Annotated in this window: 16 protein-coding genes and 1 pseudogene; 5 read left to right on the forward strand and 12 right to left on the reverse strand. The window is 73.8% G+C overall.

Annotation, left to right across the window (positions count from 1 at the left end; translation table 11 throughout):
- Nucleotides 1–70: 70 nt before the first annotated feature.
- A complete protein-coding gene (locus ACIOC0_RS12200) occupies nt 71–1,360 on the reverse strand; it encodes a glucarate dehydratase family protein (protein ID WP_402154937.1) in 1,290 nt (429 codons plus the stop codon).
- Between the two features lie 60 nt (nt 1,361–1,420).
- Between ACIOC0_RS12200 and ACIOC0_RS12205 the strand changes: the two are divergent.
- Both ACIOC0_RS12205 and ACIOC0_RS12210 read left to right on the forward strand, forming a co-directional pair.
- Nucleotides 1,421–1,624, forward strand: a pseudogene (locus tag ACIOC0_RS12205) (hypothetical protein); the annotation flags it as partial.
- 178 nt (nt 1,625–1,802) lie between these two features.
- A complete protein-coding gene (locus ACIOC0_RS12210; protein ID WP_402154939.1) occupies nt 1,803–3,134 on the forward strand; it encodes an MFS transporter in 1,332 nt (443 codons plus the stop codon).
- Between the two features lie 11 nt (nt 3,135–3,145).
- Here ACIOC0_RS12210 and ACIOC0_RS12215 read toward each other — a convergent pair whose 3' ends face one another.
- The 9 genes from ACIOC0_RS12215 to hrcA all read right to left on the reverse strand — a co-directional run bounded on the left by ACIOC0_RS12215 (nt 3,146) and on the right by hrcA (nt 13,570).
- Nucleotides 3,146–4,135, reverse strand: a complete 990-nt coding sequence (locus tag ACIOC0_RS12215; RefSeq protein WP_402154941.1) for an adenosine deaminase — start codon at nt 4,133–4,135, stop codon at nt 3,146–3,148.
- A 20-nt stretch (nt 4,136–4,155) separates the two neighbouring features.
- A complete protein-coding gene (locus ACIOC0_RS12220) occupies nt 4,156–5,061 on the reverse strand; it encodes a ribonuclease Z (protein ID WP_402154944.1) in 906 nt (301 codons plus the stop codon).
- 6 nt (nt 5,062–5,067) lie between these two features.
- Entirely contained in the window at nt 5,068–5,421 is a 354-nt protein-coding gene (locus ACIOC0_RS12225; RefSeq protein ID WP_402154947.1) for a histidine triad nucleotide-binding protein, read from the reverse strand.
- Nucleotides 5,422–5,594: 173 nt separating this feature from the next.
- Complete coding sequence (locus tag ACIOC0_RS12230; RefSeq protein WP_402154949.1) at nt 5,595–8,810, reverse strand: S41 family peptidase; 3,216 nt, start codon at nt 8,808–8,810, stop codon at nt 5,595–5,597.
- 78 nt (nt 8,811–8,888) lie between these two features.
- The gene (locus tag ACIOC0_RS12235) at nt 8,889–9,434 is read right to left on the reverse strand and encodes a hypothetical protein (protein ID WP_402154951.1); all 546 of its coding nucleotides are present in this window, start codon (nt 9,432–9,434) and stop codon (nt 8,889–8,891) included.
- Nucleotides 9,435–9,520: 86 nt separating this feature from the next.
- Nucleotides 9,521–10,279, reverse strand: coding sequence for a 16S rRNA (uracil(1498)-N(3))-methyltransferase (locus ACIOC0_RS12240; RefSeq protein WP_402154954.1), 759 nt, complete (start codon nt 10,277–10,279; stop codon nt 9,521–9,523).
- Nucleotides 10,276–11,361, reverse strand: coding sequence for a nitronate monooxygenase (locus ACIOC0_RS12245; RefSeq protein WP_402154956.1), 1,086 nt, complete (start codon nt 11,359–11,361; stop codon nt 10,276–10,278). The genes ACIOC0_RS12240 and ACIOC0_RS12245 overlap by 4 nt, the downstream gene beginning before the upstream one ends.
- A 55-nt stretch (nt 11,362–11,416) precedes the next feature.
- The gene (gene dnaJ / locus ACIOC0_RS12250) at nt 11,417–12,553 is read right to left on the reverse strand and encodes a molecular chaperone DnaJ (protein WP_402154958.1); all 1,137 of its coding nucleotides are present in this window, start codon (nt 12,551–12,553) and stop codon (nt 11,417–11,419) included.
- Nucleotides 12,554–13,570, reverse strand: coding sequence for a heat-inducible transcriptional repressor HrcA (gene hrcA, locus ACIOC0_RS12255; protein WP_356678381.1), 1,017 nt, complete (start codon nt 13,568–13,570; stop codon nt 12,554–12,556). It lies immediately after the preceding gene.
- Between the two features lie 163 nt (nt 13,571–13,733).
- Here hrcA and ACIOC0_RS12260 point away from each other — a divergent pair, with 163 nt between their 5' ends.
- Nucleotides 13,734–14,459 (forward strand): MBL fold metallo-hydrolase, encoded by a 726-nt coding sequence (locus ACIOC0_RS12260; RefSeq protein ID WP_402154960.1) that lies wholly within the window; start codon nt 13,734–13,736, stop codon nt 14,457–14,459.
- Nucleotides 14,460–14,490: 31 nt separating this feature from the next.
- Nucleotides 14,491–15,294: a DUF3097 domain-containing protein gene (locus ACIOC0_RS12265; protein ID WP_356678377.1), complete on the forward strand. Its 804-nt coding sequence runs from the start codon at nt 14,491–14,493 to the stop codon at nt 15,292–15,294.
- 16 nt (nt 15,295–15,310) lie between these two features.
- On the opposite strand, the gene hemW is transcribed toward ACIOC0_RS12265, so the two are convergent.
- The gene (hemW, locus tag ACIOC0_RS12270) at nt 15,311–16,543 is read right to left on the reverse strand and encodes a radical SAM family heme chaperone HemW (protein ID WP_402154963.1); all 1,233 of its coding nucleotides are present in this window, start codon (nt 16,541–16,543) and stop codon (nt 15,311–15,313) included.
- Nucleotides 16,544–16,594: 51 nt separating this feature from the next.
- Nucleotides 16,595–18,682 carry a SpoIIE family protein phosphatase gene (locus ACIOC0_RS12275; RefSeq protein WP_402154965.1) on the reverse strand — a complete coding sequence of 696 codons (2,088 nt, stop codon included), beginning with the start codon at nt 18,680–18,682 and terminating at the stop codon, nt 16,595–16,597.
- Between the two features lie 232 nt (nt 18,683–18,914).
- Between ACIOC0_RS12275 and ACIOC0_RS12280 the strand changes: the two genes are divergently transcribed.
- On the forward strand, nt 18,915–20,178 hold a 1,264-nt coding region (locus tag ACIOC0_RS12280; RefSeq protein WP_402155081.1), incomplete at its 3' end, for a HAMP domain-containing protein.

Consider the following 20,178-nt stretch of genomic DNA (forward strand, 5'->3'; position numbering starts at 1 on the left):
TCTGGCCAGTGTGCACCACGTCCCGGACGGGCGTCCGCAGCCCCGCGCGGGACCGCGGACGCGTCCGGGTTCACCAGCGGGGCACGCTCGGGGTGGTCCAGGTGGGGTCGGTGAGGCGCATCGCCGCCGCGTCGTCGCGGTCGCGCAGGGCGCCGGAGTCGTTCAGCCAGCGTTCGTGGAGGAACCTCAGGCGGTCGTGGTCGAGTTCGACGCCCAGGCCGGGCGCGTCGGACACGGTGACCCTGCCGTCGTCGAAGGTGAGGCGTTCGGTGAGGACGTCCTCGGACTGCCAGGGGTAGTGGGAGTCGCAGGCGTGGTGGAGGTCGGGGACGGTGGCCGCGACGTGGGTCATGGCGGCGAGGCTGATCCCGAGGTGGGTGTTGGAGTGCATGGAGACCCCGACGCCGAAGGTGCGGCAGACGGCGGCGAGTTGCTGGGTGTTGCGCAGTCCGCCCCAGTAGTGGTGGTCGGAGAGCACGACCTGCACGGCGCCCTTGGCGAACGCCTCGGCGATCTCCGCGAACGTGGTCACGCACATGTTGGTGGCGAGCGGGACGTCGGTCCCGGCGGCGACCTCGGCCATCGCGGCGGTGCCGAGCGCGGGGTCCTCCAGGTACTCCAGCACGTCCCCGAGCTCCTCGGCGACCCGCAGTGAAGTCGCCACGCTCCAGGCCCCGTTGGGATCGAGGCGCAGGGGGTGGCCGGGGAACGCCTCGGCGAGGGCGCGCACGGCGGCGATCTCCTCGTCGGGCGGGAAGACGCCCCCCTTGAGCTTGAACGAGGTGAAGCCGTACCGCTCCTTGAAGCGGCGGGCCTGCTCGACCACGCCGGCCGGGTCGACGGCGGCCCCCCAGTCGTCCTTCTCGCACGCCGCACCCTCGGGATGGCCGGCCCACTTGTAGAAGAGGTAGGCGCTGTACTCGACGGAGTCGCGCACCTTGCCGCCGAGGAGGGTGTGGACGGGCAGCCCGAGCGCCTTGCCGAGCGCGTCGAGGCAGGCGACCTCGAACGCGGAGACGACGGAGAGCCGCAGCTTGTCGGCGGTCTGCACCCCGCGCAGTCCGCCCACGTCCACCTGACCCAAGACACGGGAGTCGTCGACGGCCACCGCGCCCGCGAGGACGAACAGCCCGTTCAAATCGCTCACCTGACGACCGGTCAGTCGCGCGGCGAGGGGTCGGGCCAGTTCCAGGTACTTGGTGTCGCCGTAGGTCTCCCCGACGCCCGTGACCCCGTCGGCGGTCGTGATTTCCACGATCAGCCGGGGGGTGTACGGCTGGTGGACGCCCTGCGTGTTCAGCAGCGGCGGATCGGCGACGAGGATCGGGTTCAGCCGTACGTCCGTGATGGTGAGGTCCACGTCCCACTCCTGTCTACGTATGAAGACGAAGGCTAGGTAGGTGAACTCACCGCGTCAACGATCGCCGGCTTCGGTCTCGCGCTGCGCTACGACACGCCCGCGCAGGACGCGATCAGCCGCTCGGCACCGGTGGCCCGGCTGACGCCGGCGCACGAGGCGCGGATCGTCGCGGTGATGCGGGAGACCAGGGCGCGGATCGAATCGACGGCGCCGAGAGCGACCGGGTCGGTCGACTGGCGTCAGCCGCCGACCCAAGGACCGTGAGGGCGAAGGCCAGTACCCGGCTTTCACCGCACCAAACGTGATGTGATCCACATCATCCGATCCGAACTACTGGTCGCAACCGCTTGCTTGATACAAATTGCCCGCGCGTTCCTGTCCGTCGACGGTCGGCGCCCCCTCCCCTTTCATAGCCGCCCCATTCGCACGCCCAGGAACGCCCGTGTTCGCCCCCCGCACCACTCCCTGGCCCCTCGTCGCCCTTTTCACGGCCGGGTACCTCGCCCCCTATCTGCTGCCCACCGTCGTCGGCCGGCTGGACGCGGGACTTCCGCTGTCCGCCACCGAGGCCGGCGCCGTCGGCAGCGCCCTGCTGCTGAGTTCGGCGTCGGCCGGGTTCGCCCTCGCCTCCCGGGTGGAGCGGATCGGCGCCCGCACCCTGGCCCGGTTCGGGCTGGTGCTGGCCGTGCTCGGCTACGGCGGGGCCGCCCTCGCCGGCAGCGTGCCCGCGGTGGTCGCGGGCGCGGTCCTCGGCGGGTTCGGCTCCGGTACGGCCACGACGGTGGCCGCGACCCGGATCGCCGCCCAGCCCGACCCGCACCGGGCCTCCACGCTCGGCCTGCTCGGGGTCTCCGCCCTCGCGGGGGCCGTCTATCTGACGGTCCCGCACCTGGGCCCCGGGCACGGGCAGCCGCTGGCGGCGATCGCGCTGACCGCCCTCGCCGTGTGGCCGTCGACGAGCCGGCTCCCGGACCGCACGGTCACCGCGCCGGCCCGGCAGGGCTCGACCGGCCCCCGGCTCCCCCATCTGCGGTCGGGGCTGGTGCTCGCCGTGGCGATGCCGTGCTGGTCGCTCGTGCAGAACTCCCTGTGGGGGGTCAGCGGGCGGATCGGCCTGACGCAGGCGCACCTCACCGAGGCCACCGTCGGCGTGGTGTTCGCGGTGGCCCTGGGGGCCGGACTGCTGGGGGTGCTGGGCGCCGGGGCGCTCGGCCCGCGGCTCGGCCGGGCGGCGCCGATCGGCGGCGGGACCGTGCTGATCGCCGGGTGCGTCGCGCTGAGCGCGTCCGCGACCGGGCTGGGCAGCTTCGCGGCCGGCGAGATCGCCTGGAACGTGCTCTACCCGATCGTGCTGTCCTACCTGATCGGGCTGGCCGCCTCGCTCGACCCGCGCGGCCGCTGGGCGGTGCTCGTCGGGTCGGCGTCCTCACTGGGGACGGCGGCCGGCCCGCTGACCGGGAGTCTGCTGTCGGCGCAGGCCGGGTTCCCCGCGATGGGGCTGGTCCTGGGCGCCGGTCTGCTGGTCGTCGCCGTCCCCATGACCGCCGTCGCCCTGCACACGGGCGGACGCCCGCTGCTGGCGGGCGGGGTGCGCCGGCGCGGCGGCACCCCGGCGGCCGTGGTCGCCGCGGCCACCGGCGCGCCGAACGGCTCGGTGCCGCAGGTCGGCGCGCCCGAACAGCCGGTCGTGGACATCTCCCTGGACACCCCGGTCGCGCCCGTGCGGGGCGCGTACGACACGGCCGGTCCCCGGCGGGCGGGCGCCGGGGACTGACCGGGGCCGGGTCAGAAGGCGTACGCCTCCACCTCGGCCAGGTACCGGGCCCGCAGTTCCTCGTCGTCCTCCAGGAAGGAGGCGACGAAGGAGTTGCGGGCCAGCTCGCGCAGCCGCTCCTCGTCCAGGCCCAGCGTCCGCCGTACGGCGTCGAAGTTGTCGCCGGCGTAACCGCCGAAGTAGGCCGGGTCGTCGGAGTTGACCGTGCACAGCAGCCCGGCGTCGAGCATCGCGGGCAGCGGGTGGTCGGCGAGGGTGTCGACGGCGCGCAGCCGGACGTTGGACAGCGGGCACAGCGTCAGCGGGATCCGCTCGCGCACCAGCCGCGCCACCAGGTCCGGGTCCTCCATGCAGCGCAGCCCGTGGTCGACACGCTCGACGCCGAGCACGTCCAGCGCCTCGGTGATGTACTCGGGCGGCCCCTCCTCGCCGGCGTGCGCGACCCGGCGCAGCCCCAGCGCGGCGGCGGCCTCGTACACCTCGCGGAACTTCACCGGCGGGTGCCCCACCTCGGCCGAGTCCAGCCCGACCCCGGTGATCCTGTCCAGGTACGGCTTCGCCGCGTCCAGGGTGGCGAGGGCCGACTCGGCGGACTCGTCGCGCAGGAAGCACAGGATCAGCCGGGTGGAGACGCCGTGCCGCTCCCGGCTGCGGCCGAGGGCCCGCCCCAGCCCCTCGACGACCGTGCCCATCGACACCCCCCTGTCGAGGTGGGCCTGCGGGTCGAAGAAGATCTCCGCGTGGCGCACGCCCTGCGCGGCCGCCCGTGCGAGGTAGGCGTCGGCGAGGTCCTCGAAGTCCTGCTCGGTGCGCAGGACCGCCATCAGCTCGTAGTACAGGTTCAGGAAGGACTGGAGGTCCTCGAACCGGTACGCCTCACGCAGTTCCTCGGTGTCCTTGTACGGCAGCGACACCCCGTTGCGGGCGGCCAGCTCGAAAGCCAGCTCGGGCTCCAGGGTGCCTTCGATGTGCAGGTGCAGTTCAGCTTTGGGGAGGGGCATCAAAGCATCGTACGGCCGCTTCACCGCCGTTTCGGAACCGGCACTCGCAGCAGGTCGTGCGCGACGGTCAGCTCGCCGTGGAACCCGGCGGCCCTCGCCTGCCGCTCGAACTCCCCGGGGTCGGAGTAGCGCTGGCTGAAGTGGGTGAGGACGAGATGCCGCACCCCGGCGTCCCGGGCGACCCGCGCCGCCTGACCTGCCGTCAGATGACCGTGCTCGATGGCGAGTTCGACGTCGTCGTCGAGGAACGTGGACTCGATCACCAGCATGTCGCAGCCCTCGGCGAGCGCGTGCACGCCGTCGCACAGCCGGGTGTCCATGACGAACGCGAACCGCTGCCCGCGCCGCACCTCGCTGACGTCCTCCAGGGTGACGCCGCCGATCGCGCCCTCCCGCTGGATCCGCCCGACGTCGGGCCCCCTCAGCCCGTGCGCGGCGAGCCGGTCGGGCAGCATGCGGCGGCCGTCCGGCTCGACGAGGCGGTAGCCGTAGGACTCCACCGGGTGGGACAGCCGGCGCGCCTGAAGGGTGTACGAGCCGGTCGTCACCAGCGGCCCGTCCGCGTCGACCGGGGCCTCGGTGACGCCGACGGTCTCGCGGTAGGCGGTGGCGTACCGGAGCCGGTCGAAGAAGCGCTGCCCGGAGCGCGGGTAGTGGGCGGTGACCGGGTGCGGCACCTTGTCGAGGTTGACGCGCTGGATGACCCCGGCGAGACCGAGGGAGTGGTCGCCGTGGAAGTGGGTGACGCAGATCCGGTTCAGGTCGTGGGCGGCGACGCCGGCGCGCACCATCTGGCGCTGGGTGCCCTCGCCGGGGTCGAAGAGGAGACCCTCGCCGTCCCAGCGCAGGAAGTAGCCGTTGTGGTTGCGGTGCCGGGTCGGGACCTGGCTGGCGGTGCCGAGGACGACCAACTCGCGTACGGACACGGCGGGTTATCCGGGGGGCCAGTGCAGGCCGCGGCCGCCGAGAAGGTGCGCGTGGGCGTGCCAGACGGTCTGGCCGGCGCCGCTGCCGGTGTTGAAGACGGTGCGGTAGCTTTCCAGCTTCTCCAGGTCGGCGACGGCCTGCGTCTCGCGGAGGACGTCGGCGGCGAGCTGGGGCGCTTCGGCGGCGAGGGCGGCGGCGTCCTGGTGGTGCGCCTTGGGGATCACCAGGATGTGGGTGGGGGCCTGGGGGTTGATGTCCCGGAAGGCGAGGGTGGTCTCCGTCTCGCGGACGATGGTCGCGGGGACGTGGCCCTCGACGATCTTGCAGAACAGGCAGTCGCTCTGCGGTTCCCCTGCCATACGGGTCTCCTCTTCTCGCCGGTGATCTCTGTGGGGGCATGGTATCGACCGCCGTCGGCTTGCGGGTGGAGGCGGATTTCCGCTCACCCTTCTCCCGAGCGAGTCGGGTGGTGGGTGGGCACAGGCCGGAATCCAGGGGGCGGAGCCCCCTGATCCGGGACTGCGATGCAGGGTCACGGCACAGTAGGGGGCACCTTCGCCGGCGTCGATTCCAGTGCGGCCAGCGCCAGCGACACCGCCTCGTCCAGCTGGACGTCCCGGCCCGCCGCGTGATCCTGGGGGCGGACGACGACCTCGACGTCGGGGTCGACGCCGTGGTTCTCCACCCCCCACCCGTACCCCTCCAGCCAGATCGCGTACTTCGGCTGGGTGATCAGCGTCCCGTCGACCAGGCGGTACCGGCTGTCGATGCCGATCGTCCCGCCCCACGTGCGCGTGCCCACCACGGGACCGATCCCGAGCGCCTTGACCGCGGCGTTCACGATGTCCCCGTCGGAGCCGGAGAACTCGTTGGCGACGGCGACGACGGGCCCGCGCGGCGCGTCCTCCGGGTAACTGGTGGGCCGCATCCCGCGCGGCACGTCCCAGCCGACGATGCGCCGCGCCAGCTTCTCCACCACCAGCTGGGAGGTGTGCCCGCCCCGGTTCTCCCGCACGTCGACGACGAGCCCCTCGCGGGCCACCTCGATGCGCAGGTCCCGATGGAGCTGCGCCCAGCCGGAGCCGACCATGTCGGGGACGTGCAGATAGCCGAGCCGCCCGCCGGACTTCTCGTGCACGTAGGCCCGCCGGTCCGCGACCCACGCGTGGTAGCGCAGCGCCTCCTCGTCGTCGGTCGGCACGACCACGGCGTGCCGCGGTTCGCCCCCGCCGGCCGGCGAGATCGTCAGCTCGACCGCCTTGCCGGCGGTGCCGACGAGCAGCGGTCCAGGACCGGTGACCGGGTCGACGGGATGCCCGGCGACGGCGGCGATCGCGTCGCCGGGGCGCACGGCGACGCCGGGTGCGGCGAGCGGGGAGCGGGCGTCGGGATCGGAGGTCTCCGCAGGCAGGATCCGGTCGATGCGCCAACTGCCGTCCTCGTGACGGGAGATGTCGGCGCCCAGCAGACCCTGGCGGGCGCCGCCGCCGTAGCCGCCGCGGGGCATGACGTAGGCGTGCGAGGTGCCGAGTTCGCCGTGCACCTCCCACAGCAGGTCGATCAGGTCGTCCTTGGTCGCCACCCGCTCCAGGATCGGGCGGTAGCGGTCGAGGACGCCGTCCCAGTCGACGCCGCCGAGGTCGGGCCGCCAGAAGTTGTCCCGCATGACGCGGCCGGTCTCGTCGTACATCTGCCGCCACTCGGCGGCCGGGTCGACCGTCTGGCGTACGCGGCCGAGGTCGACGGTGATGTTGGAGTCGCTGTCCTCGTCGCCGGAGGCGCGCCGGTCGCTGGGGACGACCTTGAGTTTGTGGTCGGTCCACAGCAGCAGCCGTTTGCCGTCGCCGCTGACGTCGAAGTCGTCGACGTCGGAGGCGAGGTGGTCCAGGCGGCGGTGGGCGAGGTCGTAGCGCTCCAGCTCGGTGTGCGGGTCGGGGTCGTCGGGTGTGGCACGGGAGGCGCCGAGTACGCCGCGCACCGGGTGGCGCAGCCAGAGCACGCCGTCCTTGGCGGCGCGCAGCGTGGAGTAGCGGGCGGCCTCGACGGGGAAGGGGATGATCCGGTCGGCGAGGCCTTCGAGGTCGATGCGGGTGGCCGGGGTGCCCTCGCTGTCGGGGGTCTCGTCCTTGTCGGGGGCCTCGAAGGGCCGGCCGTGCCGCTGCGGGCCGAACGGGGAGGGGGTGGTGGCGGCCAGCGTGACGAGATGCGGGCGGGCGCCGGCGACGAAGGACAGGTCGAAGGCGTGCTCGTCGTAGACGGGGTCGAAGGCGCGGGTGGACAGGAACGCGAGGTGCTTGCCGTCGAGGGTGAAGGCGGGCGCGAAGTCCCGGAAGCGCAGCGGGGTCGCCTCGGTGACCGACAGGTCGGTGGTGTTGGCGAGCTTGAGCTGACTGAGCGGCCGCGGGCCGGGGTGCGACCAGGCGAGCCAGCCGGAGTCGGGTGAGAAGACCAGGTCGCCGACCTCGCCGTCGGCGCTGCGGTCGACCTCGCGGACCTCGCCGGTCTCCCGTTCGACGAGCAGCAGCCGCCCGTCGTGGGCGGCGACGGCGGCCCGGCTGCCGTCGGGGGACATGGCCAGTTCCAGGACCCGGCCGAGGCGTCCGGCGGCGAGCCGGCGCGGGGCCGCGCCGGGGGCCGCCCCGGTGGCGGGGGCGAACTCCAGGGCGTCCTCGCCCTCGGCGTCCGTCACCCACACCACCCACTCCTCGCCCTCCACGCGGAAGGTGTGCGGCAGCCGGGCCCGCACGCCCGGCTCGGCGGCCAGCGCGCGGGCGGGCCCGTGGCGGTGGGTGACCCAGTGGATCGCGCCGCGGATCTCCACGGCGCTGCCGCGCGCGGTGTGGTCGGGCATCGCGGAGCCCATCCAGCGGGCGGCGGCGACCGGGAACGGCCGCCGGTCGGTGCGCTGTCCGCCGAGGCGGACGTCGAGCCGGCGCGGCTCGGCCCCGTCGAGGTCGTCGAGGATCCACAGCTCGCCCGCGCTGACGTACACGATCCGGGTTCCGTCGCCGGCGGCCTGGCGGGCGTAGAAGCCGTCGAGCGGGGTGTGCCGGCGCAGGTCGGAGCCGTCGGCGAGGGAGGAGTAGAGCGCGCCGACGCCCTCGTGGTCGGAGAGGAAGGCGATCCGGTCGCCCGCCCACACCGGGTACTCGATGTTGCCGTCGAGGTCCTCGTGCAGCCGGGTGAACTCCCCGGCACCTTCTCCGTCGCCGACGGACCGGTCGATCCACAGCTTGCCCGCGGTGCCGCCCCGGTAGCGCTTCCAGTGGGCGGCCTCGCGGCTCATGGTCGCGGACAGCAGCACGGTGGCCGGGCCGTGGGCGACGCCGCCGACGGGGCCGTACGGCAGGACCGTCGAGGGCCCGCCGTCGAGCGGGACGGCGTGCGCCCAGCTTCGGCGCAGGCTGGCCTGGCCGTGTGCGGTGAGCGCCAGGACCTGTCCGTCGGGGGTCCAGCCGTGCACCTGGGTGCGCCAACACCCCCAGTACGTCAGCCTGGTGGACGGTCCGCCGTCGACGGGGGCGATGTGCGCCTCGGGGGCGCCGTCGCGGGTGGAGGTCCAGGCGACGGTCGTGCCGTCGGGTGAGATGCGCGGTGTGGAGACGGGCACGTTGTCGGCGCTGACCCGCCAGGCGCGGCCGCCGTCGAGGGGGGCGAGCCACACGTCGTCCTCGGCGGTGAAGGCCACCAGTTCGCCGTGCAGATGCGGGTATCGGATGTACGCAGCAGGCGTCGCGGACTGTGTCACCCGATCACTCTAGGCAAGGGCGCGGGCCGTGAACAGGGGCTTAGGGGTGCTTGCACCATGAGCGTCCGATCAGGGCCACTACTTGCCCTCGACCGGTCCGCAACGGGTGTCCGACGGGCACCAGACGGTCCGGGTGACGGTCACGGTGACCGTGGGCCGGGCCGGTCGGGCCGGATTCGCGGAGGGCGGCGGTTGCAGCGGTGAGGGCGTCGCGGACGCGCAGTCGCCGAGTCCGCTGACCCGGAAGACCTGTCTGCCGCCCACCTGCGCGCGGAGGTCGCCGCGTACGCAGGAGCCGTCGACGGCGCGGGTGACCGTGCCGTCGACCTCGATGTCCCGGCCGTCGTCGGTCCGGCCCTGGCACTTGACCGAGGCGATGGTCTCCTCCCCCGCCGAGGCGCGGCCCTTGCCGTAGTCGGCGGTGCAGGTCAGCCACTGTACGTCCGTTTTACGGCGGGCCAGTTCGGCCGTGGCGGCCTCGTCGGTGGTGTACGCCACGGACGCGGCGCTCAGCCCGCCCGGATCGCACGCCGCGAGCCCGCCCGCGGCCACGAGCGCCAACCCTGCCACCGCGGCCGTGCGTGTCCCCGGCCGTCCTGCCCGCATGCGTCGTAAAGCCCCCATGCGGGCAGACTGCCACCGCCGCGGCGGTGGCGGTAGAGCGCGTGCCGCCCCTCACGCGCCTCGAACTGCGCCCGTACGGGCGTCCTTCAGGACCAGCGGCCGGTGCGGCCGAGGAGCAGGGCGGTGGCGGCGGTGCCGGCGGTCGAGGTGCGCAGCACGGTGCGGCCGAGGATGTACGGCTTCGCGCCCGCCTCCTTGAACAGCGCCAACTCGTCGGACGAGACGCCCCCTTCGGGGCCGACGACCAGCACGATGTCTCCCCGGTCGGGGAGTTCGGCGGTGGCGAGGCGCTCGCTGCCCTGCTCGAAGTCCGAGTGGAGCACGGCGGCGAAGTCCGCGCCGGCGAGAAGTGCCGCCACCTGCTTGGTGGTCGCCGCGTCCGCGACCTCGGGGAAGCGCACCCGGCGGGACTGCTTGCCGGCCTCGCGGGCGGTGGCCCGCCACTTCGCCAGCGCCTTGGCGCCCCGCTCGCCCTTCCACTGCGTGATGCAGCGTGCGGCGGACCACGGGACGATGCGGTCGACGCCGGTCTCGGTCATCGTCTCGACGGCCAGCTCCCCCCGGTCGCCCTTGGGCAGCGCCTGCACGACGGTGATGCGGGGCTGTTCCTCGGGCTCCTCGTTGATGCTCTCCAGGTCCATGACGACCAGCCGGTCCTTGCCCTCGGCGGCCCTTACGACGCCCTCGGCCCAGCGCCCGCGCCCGTCGGTGAGGACGACGCCCTCGCCGGGCCGCAGCCGCTTCACGGAGACGGCGTGCCGCCCCTCCGGGCCGTCGAGGACGACCTCCCCGCCGCTGCCGTCGGGGACCTTCAGCGGATCGAGCACGAACACCGGAGCCGTCATCGCTCCGCACCTCCTTCTGCGTCGGCCGCCGACGCGGTCCACACCGCGCCCGTCTCGGCCGCCAGTACCTCCACCAGCTCACCGGCCGGCATCTCCCGGGCCATCCGGTGGCCCTGCCCCGCCCACAGAGCCATGCCCTGCGCGTCGCCCGCCGCGGCGGCCGCCTTGCGCAGCGGCGCGGTGAGGTGGTGCACCTCGGGGTAGGCGGCGGGCGCGTAGCGTCCGTGCTCGCGCAGGAAGCGGTTGACCAGGCCGCGGGCCGGGCGGCCGGTGAACGCGCGGGTCAGCCGGGTGCACACGAACAACGGGTTCGTCAGCGCCTCCTTGTGGGCGGCGGCCGCGCCGGACTCGGGCGTGGGGACGAACGCGGTGCCGAGCTGGACGGCGCTCGCGCCCGCCGCGAGGGCGGCGGCGATCTGGCTGCCGCGCATGATGCCGCCGGCGGCGACGAGGGGCAGCCCGACCGCCTCACGGACCTGGGCGATCAGCGACAGCAGTCCGATGCCGGAGCCGTCGTTCTCGGGGACGTCCCGGTGGGTGCCCTGGTGGCCGCCGGCCTCCACGCCCTGCACGATCACCGCGTCCGCGCCGGCCCGTTCCACGGCGAGCGCCTCCTCGACGGTCGTGGCCGTGACCAGCGTGACCGTCCCGGCCCTGCGCAGCGAGGCCAGCGCCTCGGGGCTCGGCACGCCGAAGTGGAAGGACACCGCCGCCACCGGGTCGTCGAGCAGCACGGCGAGCTTGGCGTCGTAGCCGTCGTCCCGCCCGCTGTCCGGGTCGCCGAGTTCCGTGCCGTACCAGGCGGCCTCGCCGGCCAGTTGGTGGGCGTACACCTCCACGGCGCCGGTCTCGGCATGCTCGGGCTGCGGCATGAAGAGGTTCACGCCGAAGGGCCGGGAGGTGAGCCCGCGCAACTGCTTGATCTCCCGGTACATCCCGTCGGCGGTCTTGTACCCACCGGCGAGGAAGCCGAGCCCTCCGGCCTCGGACACGGCGGCGGCGAGCCGGGGGACGGAGACGCCGCCCGCCATGGGGGCCTGCACGATCGGATGGCGGAGAAGACCGGCCAGCGCGAAGGACATGACCGCATGGTGTCATGTCCCGGCGCCCTGTCCCGCCGGGGGCTCCGCCCCCGCCTCACCGCCCGTTGAAGGCGTCCTTCAGCCGGGAGAACAGCCCCTGCTGGCCGGGCTGGAACTGCCCCTGGGGGCGCTCCTCCCCGCGCAGCTTCGCCAGTTCCCGCAGCAGCCGCTCCTGCTCCGGGTCCAGCTTGGTGGGCGTCTGGACTTCCACGTGCACGATGAGGTCGCCGCGCCCGCCGCCGCGCAGGTGCGTCACTCCGCGCTGGTGCAGCGGAATGGACTGCCCCGACTGCGTGCCGGGCCGGATGTCGACCTCCTCCGACCCGTCCAGCGTCTCCAGCGGCACCTTCGTGCCGAGCGCCGCCGCGGTCATCGGGAGGGTGACCGTGCAGTGCAGGTCGTCGCCGCGCCGCTGGAACATCGCGTGCGGCAGTTCGTGGATCTCGACGTAGAGGTCGCCGGCCGGGCCGCCGCCCGGTCCGACCTCGCCCTCGCCGGCGAGCTGGATGCGGGTGCCGTTGTCGACGCCGGCCGGGATCTTCACCGTCAGCGTGCGCCGCGACCGGACCCGTCCGTCGCCCGCGCACTCGGGGCACGGGGTGGGCACCACGGTGCCGAAGCCCTGGCACTGGGGGCAGGGACGCGAGGTCATGACCTGGCCCAGGAAGGACCGCGTCACCTGCGACACCTCACCGCGGCCGCGGCACATGTCGCAGGTCTGGGCGGTGGTGCCGGGCGCCGCGCCCTCGCCGCTGCAGGTGGTGCAGACGATCGCGGTGTCGACCTGGATGTCCTTGGTGGTGCCGAACGCGGCCTCCTCCAGGTCCACCTCCAGCCGGATCATCGCGTCCTGCCCGCGCCGGGTGCGCGACCTCGGGCCCCGCTGGGACGCCGTGCCGAAGAACGCGTCCATGATGTCGGAGAAGTTGCCGAAGCCACCGGCGCCGAAGCCGCCCGCGCCTCCCCCGCCGGCCTGCGAGAGCGGGTCGCCGCCGAGGTCGTAGACCTGCTTCTTCTGCGGGTCCGACAGCACCTCGTAAGCGGCGTTGATCTCCTTGAACCGCTCCTGGGTCTTCGGATCGGGGTTGACGTCCGGGTGCAGCTCGCGGGCGAGCCGCCGGAAGGCCTTCTTGATCTCTTCCTGCGACGCGTCGCGGCGCACGCCGAGAACGGCGTAGTAGTCCGTGGCCACTTACGACTCCGCCAGGATCTGTCCGACGTACCGTGCCACTGCGCGTACCGCTCCCATCGTTCCCGGGTAATCCATGCGGGTCGGTCCGACCACGCCGAGCTTGGCGACTGCCTCGCCGCCCGAACCGTAGCCGACCGACACCACGGAAGTGGAGTTGAGTCCCTCGTAGGCGTTCTCGTGCCCGATACGCACGATCATGCCCGAATCCCCCGCCTCGCCCAGGAGCTTGAGGAGCACGACCTGCTCCTCGAGGGCCTCCAGGACGGGCCGGATGGTGAGGGGAAAGTCATGTCCGAAGCGGGTGAGATTGGCGGTGCCGCCGATCATCAGCCGCTCCTCGTTCTCCTCGACGAGCGTCTCCAGCAGGGTGGAGAGCACCGTCGAGACCGTGCCGCGGTCCTCCGCCTCGAAGGCCTCCGGCAGATCCTCCACCAGAGGCGGCACATCGGTGAACCGGCGGCCCGCGACCCGGCTGTTGAGCCGGGCGCGCAGGTCCGCGAGCGAGGCCTCGCCGAACGGCGCGGGGCAGTCCACCAGCCGCTGCTCGACCCGCCCGGTGTCCGTGATCAGCACGAGCATGAGGCGGGCCGGGGCGAGCGAGAGCAGTTCGACGTGCCGCACCGTGGACCGGGTCAGCGACGGGTACTGCACGACGGCGACCTGGCGGGTGAGCTGCGCGAGCAGCCGGACCGTCCGCGCGACGACGTCGTCGAGGTCGACGGCGCCGTCGAGGAAGTTCTGGATGGCGCGCCGCTCGGGCGCGCTCATCGGCTTGACCCCGGCGAGCTTGTCGACGAAGAGCCTGTAGCCCTTGTCGGTGGGGATGCGGCCGGCGCTGGTGTGCGGCTGGGCGATGTAGCCCTCGTCCTCCAGGGCGGCCATGTCGTTGCGGACCGTCGCCGGGGACACGCCGAGGCTGTGGCGCTCGGTGAGCGCCTTGGAGCCGACCGGCTCCTCGGTGCCGACGTAGTCCTGGACGATGGCGCGCAGCACCTTCAGCCGTCGTTCACTCAGCATCCGCGCACACCTCCAGTGCTTCGTCCCCTTGGCGCCTTGCCTGGCACTCGTCACATTCGAGTGCCAGCGTTCCCCGGCCAGTGTACGGCCGTGGGGTGCGCGGGGGGCAAGGTCGGTCCGGTCGCATGCCGGCCGACGGGTTCGTCACGGTTAGCGTCGCGGTATGACGGTCACTTGGGAAGAGCTGGGTTGGGAGCAGGTCGCGGCGGGGGTCGGGCGGCGGCGGCTGCCGGGCTGGGACTGCACGGTGGGGCTGGTCGTGGGGACCGGGGCGGTGCTGCTGATCGACGCGGGTTCGAGCCTCGCGGAGGGCACACGGCTGCGGGCGGAGGCCGAGCGGCTCGCCGGACGCCGTGTGACTCATCTCGCGCTCACCCACCCCCATTTCGACCATGTGTTCGGGGCGGCGGCGTTCGCGGGCGCGGTGGTGTTCGCGGCGGTGGGCGCCGAGTCGGTGTTCGCGCGGGAGCGGGCCGAGCTGCACGCGGACGCGGTGCGCAACGGGCTGGACGAGGCGGCGGCGACGGAGGCCGTGGACGCCCTGGTGCGGCCTCGCCACCTGGTCTCCGGGGAGTGGACCCTGGACATGGGCGGCGGGCGTCAGGTCCTGCTGGCGAACGTGGGCCCCGGCCACACGGCACACGACCTGGCGGTGCTGGTGCCGGGGTCGCCGGAGGCGGTGTTCTGCGGCGACCTGGTGGAGGAGTCCGGCGAGCCGCAGGCCGGGCCGGACGCCGTGCCCTCGCACTGGCCGGCCGCCCTCGACCGCCTGCTCGCCCTCGGCGGCGCGGACGCACGGTACGTGCCCGGTCACGGGGCGGTCGTGGACGCGGCGTTCGTGCGGGCGCAGCGGGACGCCCTGGCCGCCCGTTTCGGCGTGTCGCCGTGACAGCGCCCCGGCTTCTCCTATCGTCGTCCGAATGCGCCAGTACTCCGCCGATCTGACCCCGTCCTGGAAGAAGCCGCAGCCGGTCCCCGAGGTCGCGGCGGAGCCCGGCCTGGTGGTGGAGGAGCCGGGCAGCGGCTTCTGCGGCGCGGTGATCCGCTGCGAGGCGGGCACGGTCACCCTGGAGGACCGTTTCGGCAAGCACCGGGTGTTCCCGCTGGAGCCGCGCGGGTTCCTGCTGGAGGGCCGCACGGTGACTCTCGTAAGGCCCGCGTCGGGCGGCCCGGCGCGCCCCGCCCGCACGGCCTCGGGTTCGGTGGCCGTGCCCGGCGCACGCGCGCGTGTGGCCCGCGCCGGCCGGATCTACGTCGAGGGGCGGCACGACGCCGAGCTGGTCGAGAAGGTGTGGGGCGACGACCTGCGCGTCGAGGGCGTGGTGGTGGAGTACCTGGAGGGCGTCGACGATCTCCCTTCGGTCGTCGAGGAGTTCGCGCCGGGACCGGACGCGCGGCTCGGCGTCCTGGTGGACCATCTGGTCCCGGGCACGAAGGAGTGGCGGATCGCACAGTCGGTGACCAGCGAGCACGCGCTCGTGGTGGGCCACCCGTACATCGACGTCTGGGAGGCGGTGAAGCCGTCGGCCCTGGGCATCGAGGCATGGCCGCGCGTGCCGCACGGCCAGGACTGGAAGACGGGGGTGTGCCGGGCGCTGGGCTGGCCGTCGGACAACACCGGGGCGGTGTGGCAGGCGATCCTGGCCCGGGTGGGCTCCTACAAGGACCTGGAGCCGGAGCTGCTCGGCCGGGTGGAGGAGCTGATCGACTTCGTCACCGGCTGACGGGCCGGGCGGGCGTTCAGTCCACGAGGTCCCTGACCACGGCGTCCGCCAGCAGCCGCCCGCGCAGGGTGAGGACGGCGCGGCCCTCGTCGTAGGGCCCCGGCTGCAGCAGTCCCTCCGTGAGCGCCCGGCGCGCGGCCGCGAGTCCCTTCTCCCGCAGCACGTCCAGCGGTACGCCCTCGCGCAGCCGTAGCTCCAGCAGGATGCGCTCGACCCGGCGGTCCTCGTCCGTGAGGAGTTCGCGGCCGGCGCCCGGGGAGCGGCCCGCCGCCAGCGCCGCCGCGTACGCCCCCGGGTGCTTGACGTTCCACCAGCGGACCCCGCCGACGTGGCTGTGGGCGCCCGGCCCGGCGCCCCACCAGTCGGCGCCGCGCCAGTACAGCTCGTTGTGCAGACAGCGGGCCTCCGGCGAGGTGGCCCAGTTGGACACCTCGTACCAGTGGTAGCCGGCCGCCGTGAGGGTCTCCTCGGCGATGAGGTAGCGGTCGGCGTGCGCGTCGTCGTCGGTCATCGGGATCTCGCCCCGGCGGATGCGGCGGGCGAGCTGGGTGCCCTCCTCGACGATCAGGGCGTAGGCGCTGACGTGGTCCGGGCCGGCGTCGAGCACGGCGTCCAGGGAGGCCCGCCAGTCGTCGTCCGACTCGCCCGGCGTGCCGTAGATCAGGTCCAGGTTGACGTGCTCGAAGCCCGCCGCCCGCGCTTCCGCCACGCAGGCCTCGGGCCGGCCGGGGGTGTGGGTGCGGTCGAGGATCCGCAGCACGTGCCGCCGGGCGCTCTGCATGCCGAGGGAGACCCGGTTGAACCCGCCCTCGCGCAGGGCCGCGAGGTACGCCGGATCGACGGACTCCGGGTTCGCCTCCGTGGTCACCTCAGCGTCGGCCGCGAGTCCGAACTCCTCGCGGATCGCGCCCAGCATCCGCACGAGGTCGCCCGCGGCCAGCAGGGTGGGCGTGCCGCCGCCGACGAACACCGTCCGCACCTCGCGCGGATCGTCGCCCAGCACCTTGCGGGCGAGCCGGATCTCGTCGATCAGGGTGTCGGCGTAGTTGTCGCGGGAGGCGAGCACCCCGCCGGTGCCGCGCAGCTCGGTGGCGGTGTAGGTGTTGAAGTCGCAGTACCCGCAACGGCTCGCGCAGTAGGGCACGTGCAGGTAGAAGCCGAGGGGCCGGTCGGCCGCCCCGGCGAGCGCGGACGAGGGCAGCGCACCGTCGTCGGGAACGGGCTCACCGTCGGGGAGTGCGGAAGGCATGTGCTCCATTGTCCCGCACCCGGCGGCCCGCCCTCCCCGCCCCGGCCGCCGCTACTCGGTCTGGAGCACCAGGAGGGCCAGGTCGTCCTCCGGGGGGTCGTCGCCGAAGGCGTGGACGAGGTCGCGGACGCGTTCGGCGATCAGGTCGGCGTCGAGGCCGGCGCACCCGGCCAGCGCGACGGCCAGGCCGTCATCGTCGTCGAACTGGCGCGGTCCCGAGCGGCGCTCGGTGACGCCGTCGGTCACGCACAGCAGGGTGTCGCCGGGCCGCAGCTCCAGGGTCTCGCTGGTGTAGGTGGCGTCCTCGACGACCCCGAGGAGGGTCTGCGGCTGGGCTGCCGTGGTGACCGTCCCGTCGGGTCCGAGCAGCAGCGGCAGCGGGTGCCCGGCGGAGGCGAGGGTGCAGCGGACCCCGCCGTCGAAGGGGACCAGCTCCCCGTAGAGGAGCGAGAGGAAGCGGGTCTGCGGCCCGTCCGCCGGTCCGGCCGGGCCCACGAAGGCACGGGCCGCGGCGTCGGCGGCCTCCGTGGCGTCGTCGAGGAGCAGTTGGTTGAGGCGGTCGAGGACGTCCGGGACGCCGTACCCCTCCCGGGCCAGCAGCCGCAGCCAGGGCCGGGCGAGGCCGATGACGACAGCCGCCTCCGGGCCCTTGCCCTGCACGTCGCCCACGGCGAAGCACCAGCGGCCGTGGCCCGCCGGGAACAGGTCGTAGAAGTCGCCGCTCGGGCCGCCCTGCTCGCGCGGCTCGTACACGAGGGCGCTGCGCAGTCCCGGTATCTCGGCGACCGCGCCGGGCAGCAGGCCGCGCTGGAGGACGGCGCTGATGGTGACCTGGCGGGCGTACTGGCGGGCCGCACCGATGGCGAGCGCCACACGGCGGCCGAGGTCCTCGACCAGCCCGGTGATCTCGTCGGGGAAGCGCAGCAGCCCGGCCCGGCCGATGACGAGCGTGCCGAGCGGGCGGCCGCCGGCGATCAGCCGGTAGGCGAGGGCGGAGCCGCCCGGGCCGAGCGCCTCGGCGGGCCAGGGGAAGGCGGTGGGCCCGGAGCCCGCAGCGTCGGGCGGGTGCGAGGGGTGCGGCGGGTCCTTCTCCAGGGTGCGGCGCAGTTCCTCGATGTGGTGCTCGCCGCTGTGGCAGACGCGGGCCAGCCGCGGTCCGGGCCCGCCCGTGCCGTCGCCCCAGCCGCGCGCGCTGAGTTCGTCCTCCAGCCACACCGCGCACCAGTCCGCCAGCCGCGGCACGAGCAACTGGCCGGTGAGCGCGGCGACCAGGTCCTCGTCCAGCTGCCCGGCGAGCAGGTCGGAGGCCTCGGCGAGGAAGGAGAGCGCACCCCGGCCGAGCCAGTCCCGGGAGTGAGGGGTGGAGGCGGGCAAGCGGGCGGGGGCGTCTGTGCCGGCGGTGGCGTCGGCGGGGGCGGTGTCGGTCCGGGTGCTGGTGGTACGGGCCGCAGGGGCGAGACCGGGGCGGGGGGCCGCGCCGGGGCCGGCGGTCGGGGCGGCTTCTGCGGGGGCGGTGGTCGGGGCGGCTTCGGCGGGGGCGGTGGTCGGGGCGGCTTCGGCGGGGGCGGTGGTGTACGCGGTCATGGGCACGTCGTCGCCGTACGCCTGCCCGGCGTCCGCGGTGTTCTCTGCGATCGGCCCCAGCCGTGCCCACACCGTCTTCGTGCCCCGGCGGTACGTCACGCCCCACGCCTCCGCCAGCGTCGCGACCAGTTGCAGCCCGCGGCCGTACTCCGGGGTGCCGAGGGGCGGTTCGGGCGTGCCGTCGCGCGGGGCGCGGGAGGGGTGGCGGTCGGAGACCTCCACGACGACGGCGTACGCCTCGGGCTCGTCGTCCTCCGCGAGGCACAGCCGGCACACCAGGTCGATGTCGGTGCCGGCGTGCACGACCGCGTTGGTGACGAGCTCGCTGACGACGAGCACGGCGTCCTCCGCGAGCCGCCCGGCGAGGTGCTCCCCACCGGGCAGGCCGAGGCCGCTCCACTCCGTCAGTGCGGCGTGCACGAGGTCGCGGGCGGCGCCGGGCGCGTGGGAGCCGCCGGCCAGGGTCGCGCGCGTGCGCGCCGGGAGCCCGCCCGGGCGGGCGGACGCGCCGCCGGGCCGGGACACGGTCTCCCGTTGCGTAGGAATGACCCCCATGCGCAGCTCCTCGGACGGTCGACGTTTCGAGCCTCGACCTGACGACCGGCCCTCGGTCTTCGGACGATTACGCCTCTCCGGACGCCGTCAGAGTGACAGACTGACCACGCCCATAAGCGCCGAGTTATCGAAGTGGGCCGTCATGAGTGAGAACAGTGCTCCGCATGTGCTCGAAGACGGACGTATTGAGGGCGGGATTCGAGCATCCGAGCTGCGCCCGCTGCTCGCGGCGATGACCGCCGCCCGCGACGGCGACTTCACGAAGCTGCCGGAGACGGGCGACGGGATCGTGGCCGAACTGACGTCCGTCTTCAACCAGATCCTGGACCGCAGCGTGCACTTCAACGCCGAGGTCCGCCGGGTGAAGCGGGAGGTGGTGCGCCACGGCCGTCTGGACGAGCGCCTGTCGGCCAGTCCCGGCCACGGCGGCTGGGCCACGCGGGTGGACGACGTCAACCAGTTGCTGGACGCCCTGGTGGCCCCTGCGGCCAACGCGACGCGCGTCCTGGACGCGGTGGCCGGCGGGGATCTGACCCAGCGGGTCGACCTGCACGACGGGACCAGGGAGTTGCGCGGCGATCTGCGCCGGCTGGGCCGGACCGTGAACAGGACGGTGGACCAACTGTCCCTGTTCACCGGCGAGGTGACCCGGGTCGCCCGGGAGGTCGGCACCGAGGGCCGGCTCGGCGGCCGGGCCAAGGTGCAGGGGCTGTCGGGCAGTTGGCGGGACGTGACCGAAGCGGTCAACACCATGGCCTCCCGGCTGACGGCGCAGGTGCGGGACATCGCCCTGGTGACGACGGCGGTGGCGCGCGGCGACCTGACCCGCACGGTGACGGTCGAGGCGACCGGCGAGCTGCTGGAGCTGAAGCTGACCGTCAACACGATGGTCGACCAGCTCTCCGCCTTCGCGGACGAGGTGACCCGCGTCGCCCGCGAGGTCGGCACCGAGGGCCAGTTGGGCGGCCGGGCTCAGGTGCGGGGCGTGTCGGGCGTCTGGAAGGACCTCACCGACAACGTCAACTTCATGGCGTCGAACCTGACCTCGCAGGTGCGCAACATCGCCCAGGTGACCACCGCCGTCGCCAACGGCGACCTCAGCCAGAAGATCACCGTGGACGCGCAGGGGGAGATCCTGGAGCTGAAGTCGACGATCAACACCATGGTCGACCAGCTCTCCGCCTTCGCCGACGAGGTCACCCGCGTCGCCCGCGAGGTCGGCACCGAGGGCAACCTCGGCGGCCGGGCCCAGGTGCGGGGCGTCTCCGGCGTCTGGAAGGACCTCACCGACAACGTCAACTTCATGGCGGACAACCTCACTTCGCAGGTCCGCAACATCGCCCTCGTCTCCACGGCCGTCGCGCAGGGAGACCTCGGCAAGAAGATCACGGTGGAGGCGAAGGGGGAGATCCTGGAGCTGAAGTCGACGATCAACACCATGGTCGACCAGCTCTCCGCCTTCGCCGACGAGGTCACCCGCGTCGCCCGCGAGGTCG

The organism is Streptomyces sp. NPDC088254, assembly GCF_044740925.1.
GTDB lineage: Bacteria > Actinomycetota > Actinomycetes > Streptomycetales > Streptomycetaceae > Streptomyces.

What these genes read in the sequence shown, in the direction of transcription:
- ACIOC0_RS12215 (WP_402154941.1), bottom strand. Translation starts at nt 4,135, where the DNA reads ATGCCCCTCCCCAAAGCTGAACTGCACCTGCACATCGAAGGCACCCTG.
- ACIOC0_RS12225 (WP_402154947.1), bottom strand. Translation starts at nt 5,421, where the DNA reads ATGGCAGGGGAACCGCAGAGCGACTGCCTGTTCTGCAAGATCGTCGAG.
- ACIOC0_RS12235 (WP_402154951.1), bottom strand. Translation starts at nt 9,434, where the DNA reads ATGGGGGCTTTACGACGCATGCGGGCAGGACGGCCGGGGACACGCACG.
- ACIOC0_RS12240 (WP_402154954.1), bottom strand. Translation starts at nt 10,279, where the DNA reads ATGACGGCTCCGGTGTTCGTGCTCGATCCGCTGAAGGTCCCCGACGGC.
- ACIOC0_RS12245 (WP_402154956.1), bottom strand. Translation starts at nt 11,361, where the DNA reads ATGTCCTTCGCGCTGGCCGGTCTTCTCCGCCATCCGATCGTGCAGGCC.
- hrcA (WP_356678381.1), bottom strand. Translation starts at nt 13,570, where the DNA reads ATGCTGAGTGAACGACGGCTGAAGGTGCTGCGCGCCATCGTCCAGGAC.
- ACIOC0_RS12260 (WP_402154960.1), top strand. Translation starts at nt 13,734, where the DNA reads ATGACGGTCACTTGGGAAGAGCTGGGTTGGGAGCAGGTCGCGGCGGGG.
- ACIOC0_RS12265 (WP_356678377.1), top strand. Translation starts at nt 14,491, where the DNA reads ATGCGCCAGTACTCCGCCGATCTGACCCCGTCCTGGAAGAAGCCGCAG.
- hemW (WP_402154963.1), bottom strand. Translation starts at nt 16,543, where the DNA reads ATGCCTTCCGCACTCCCCGACGGTGAGCCCGTTCCCGACGACGGTGCG.
- ACIOC0_RS12275 (WP_402154965.1), bottom strand. Translation starts at nt 18,682, where the DNA reads ATGGGGGTCATTCCTACGCAACGGGAGACCGTGTCCCGGCCCGGCGGC.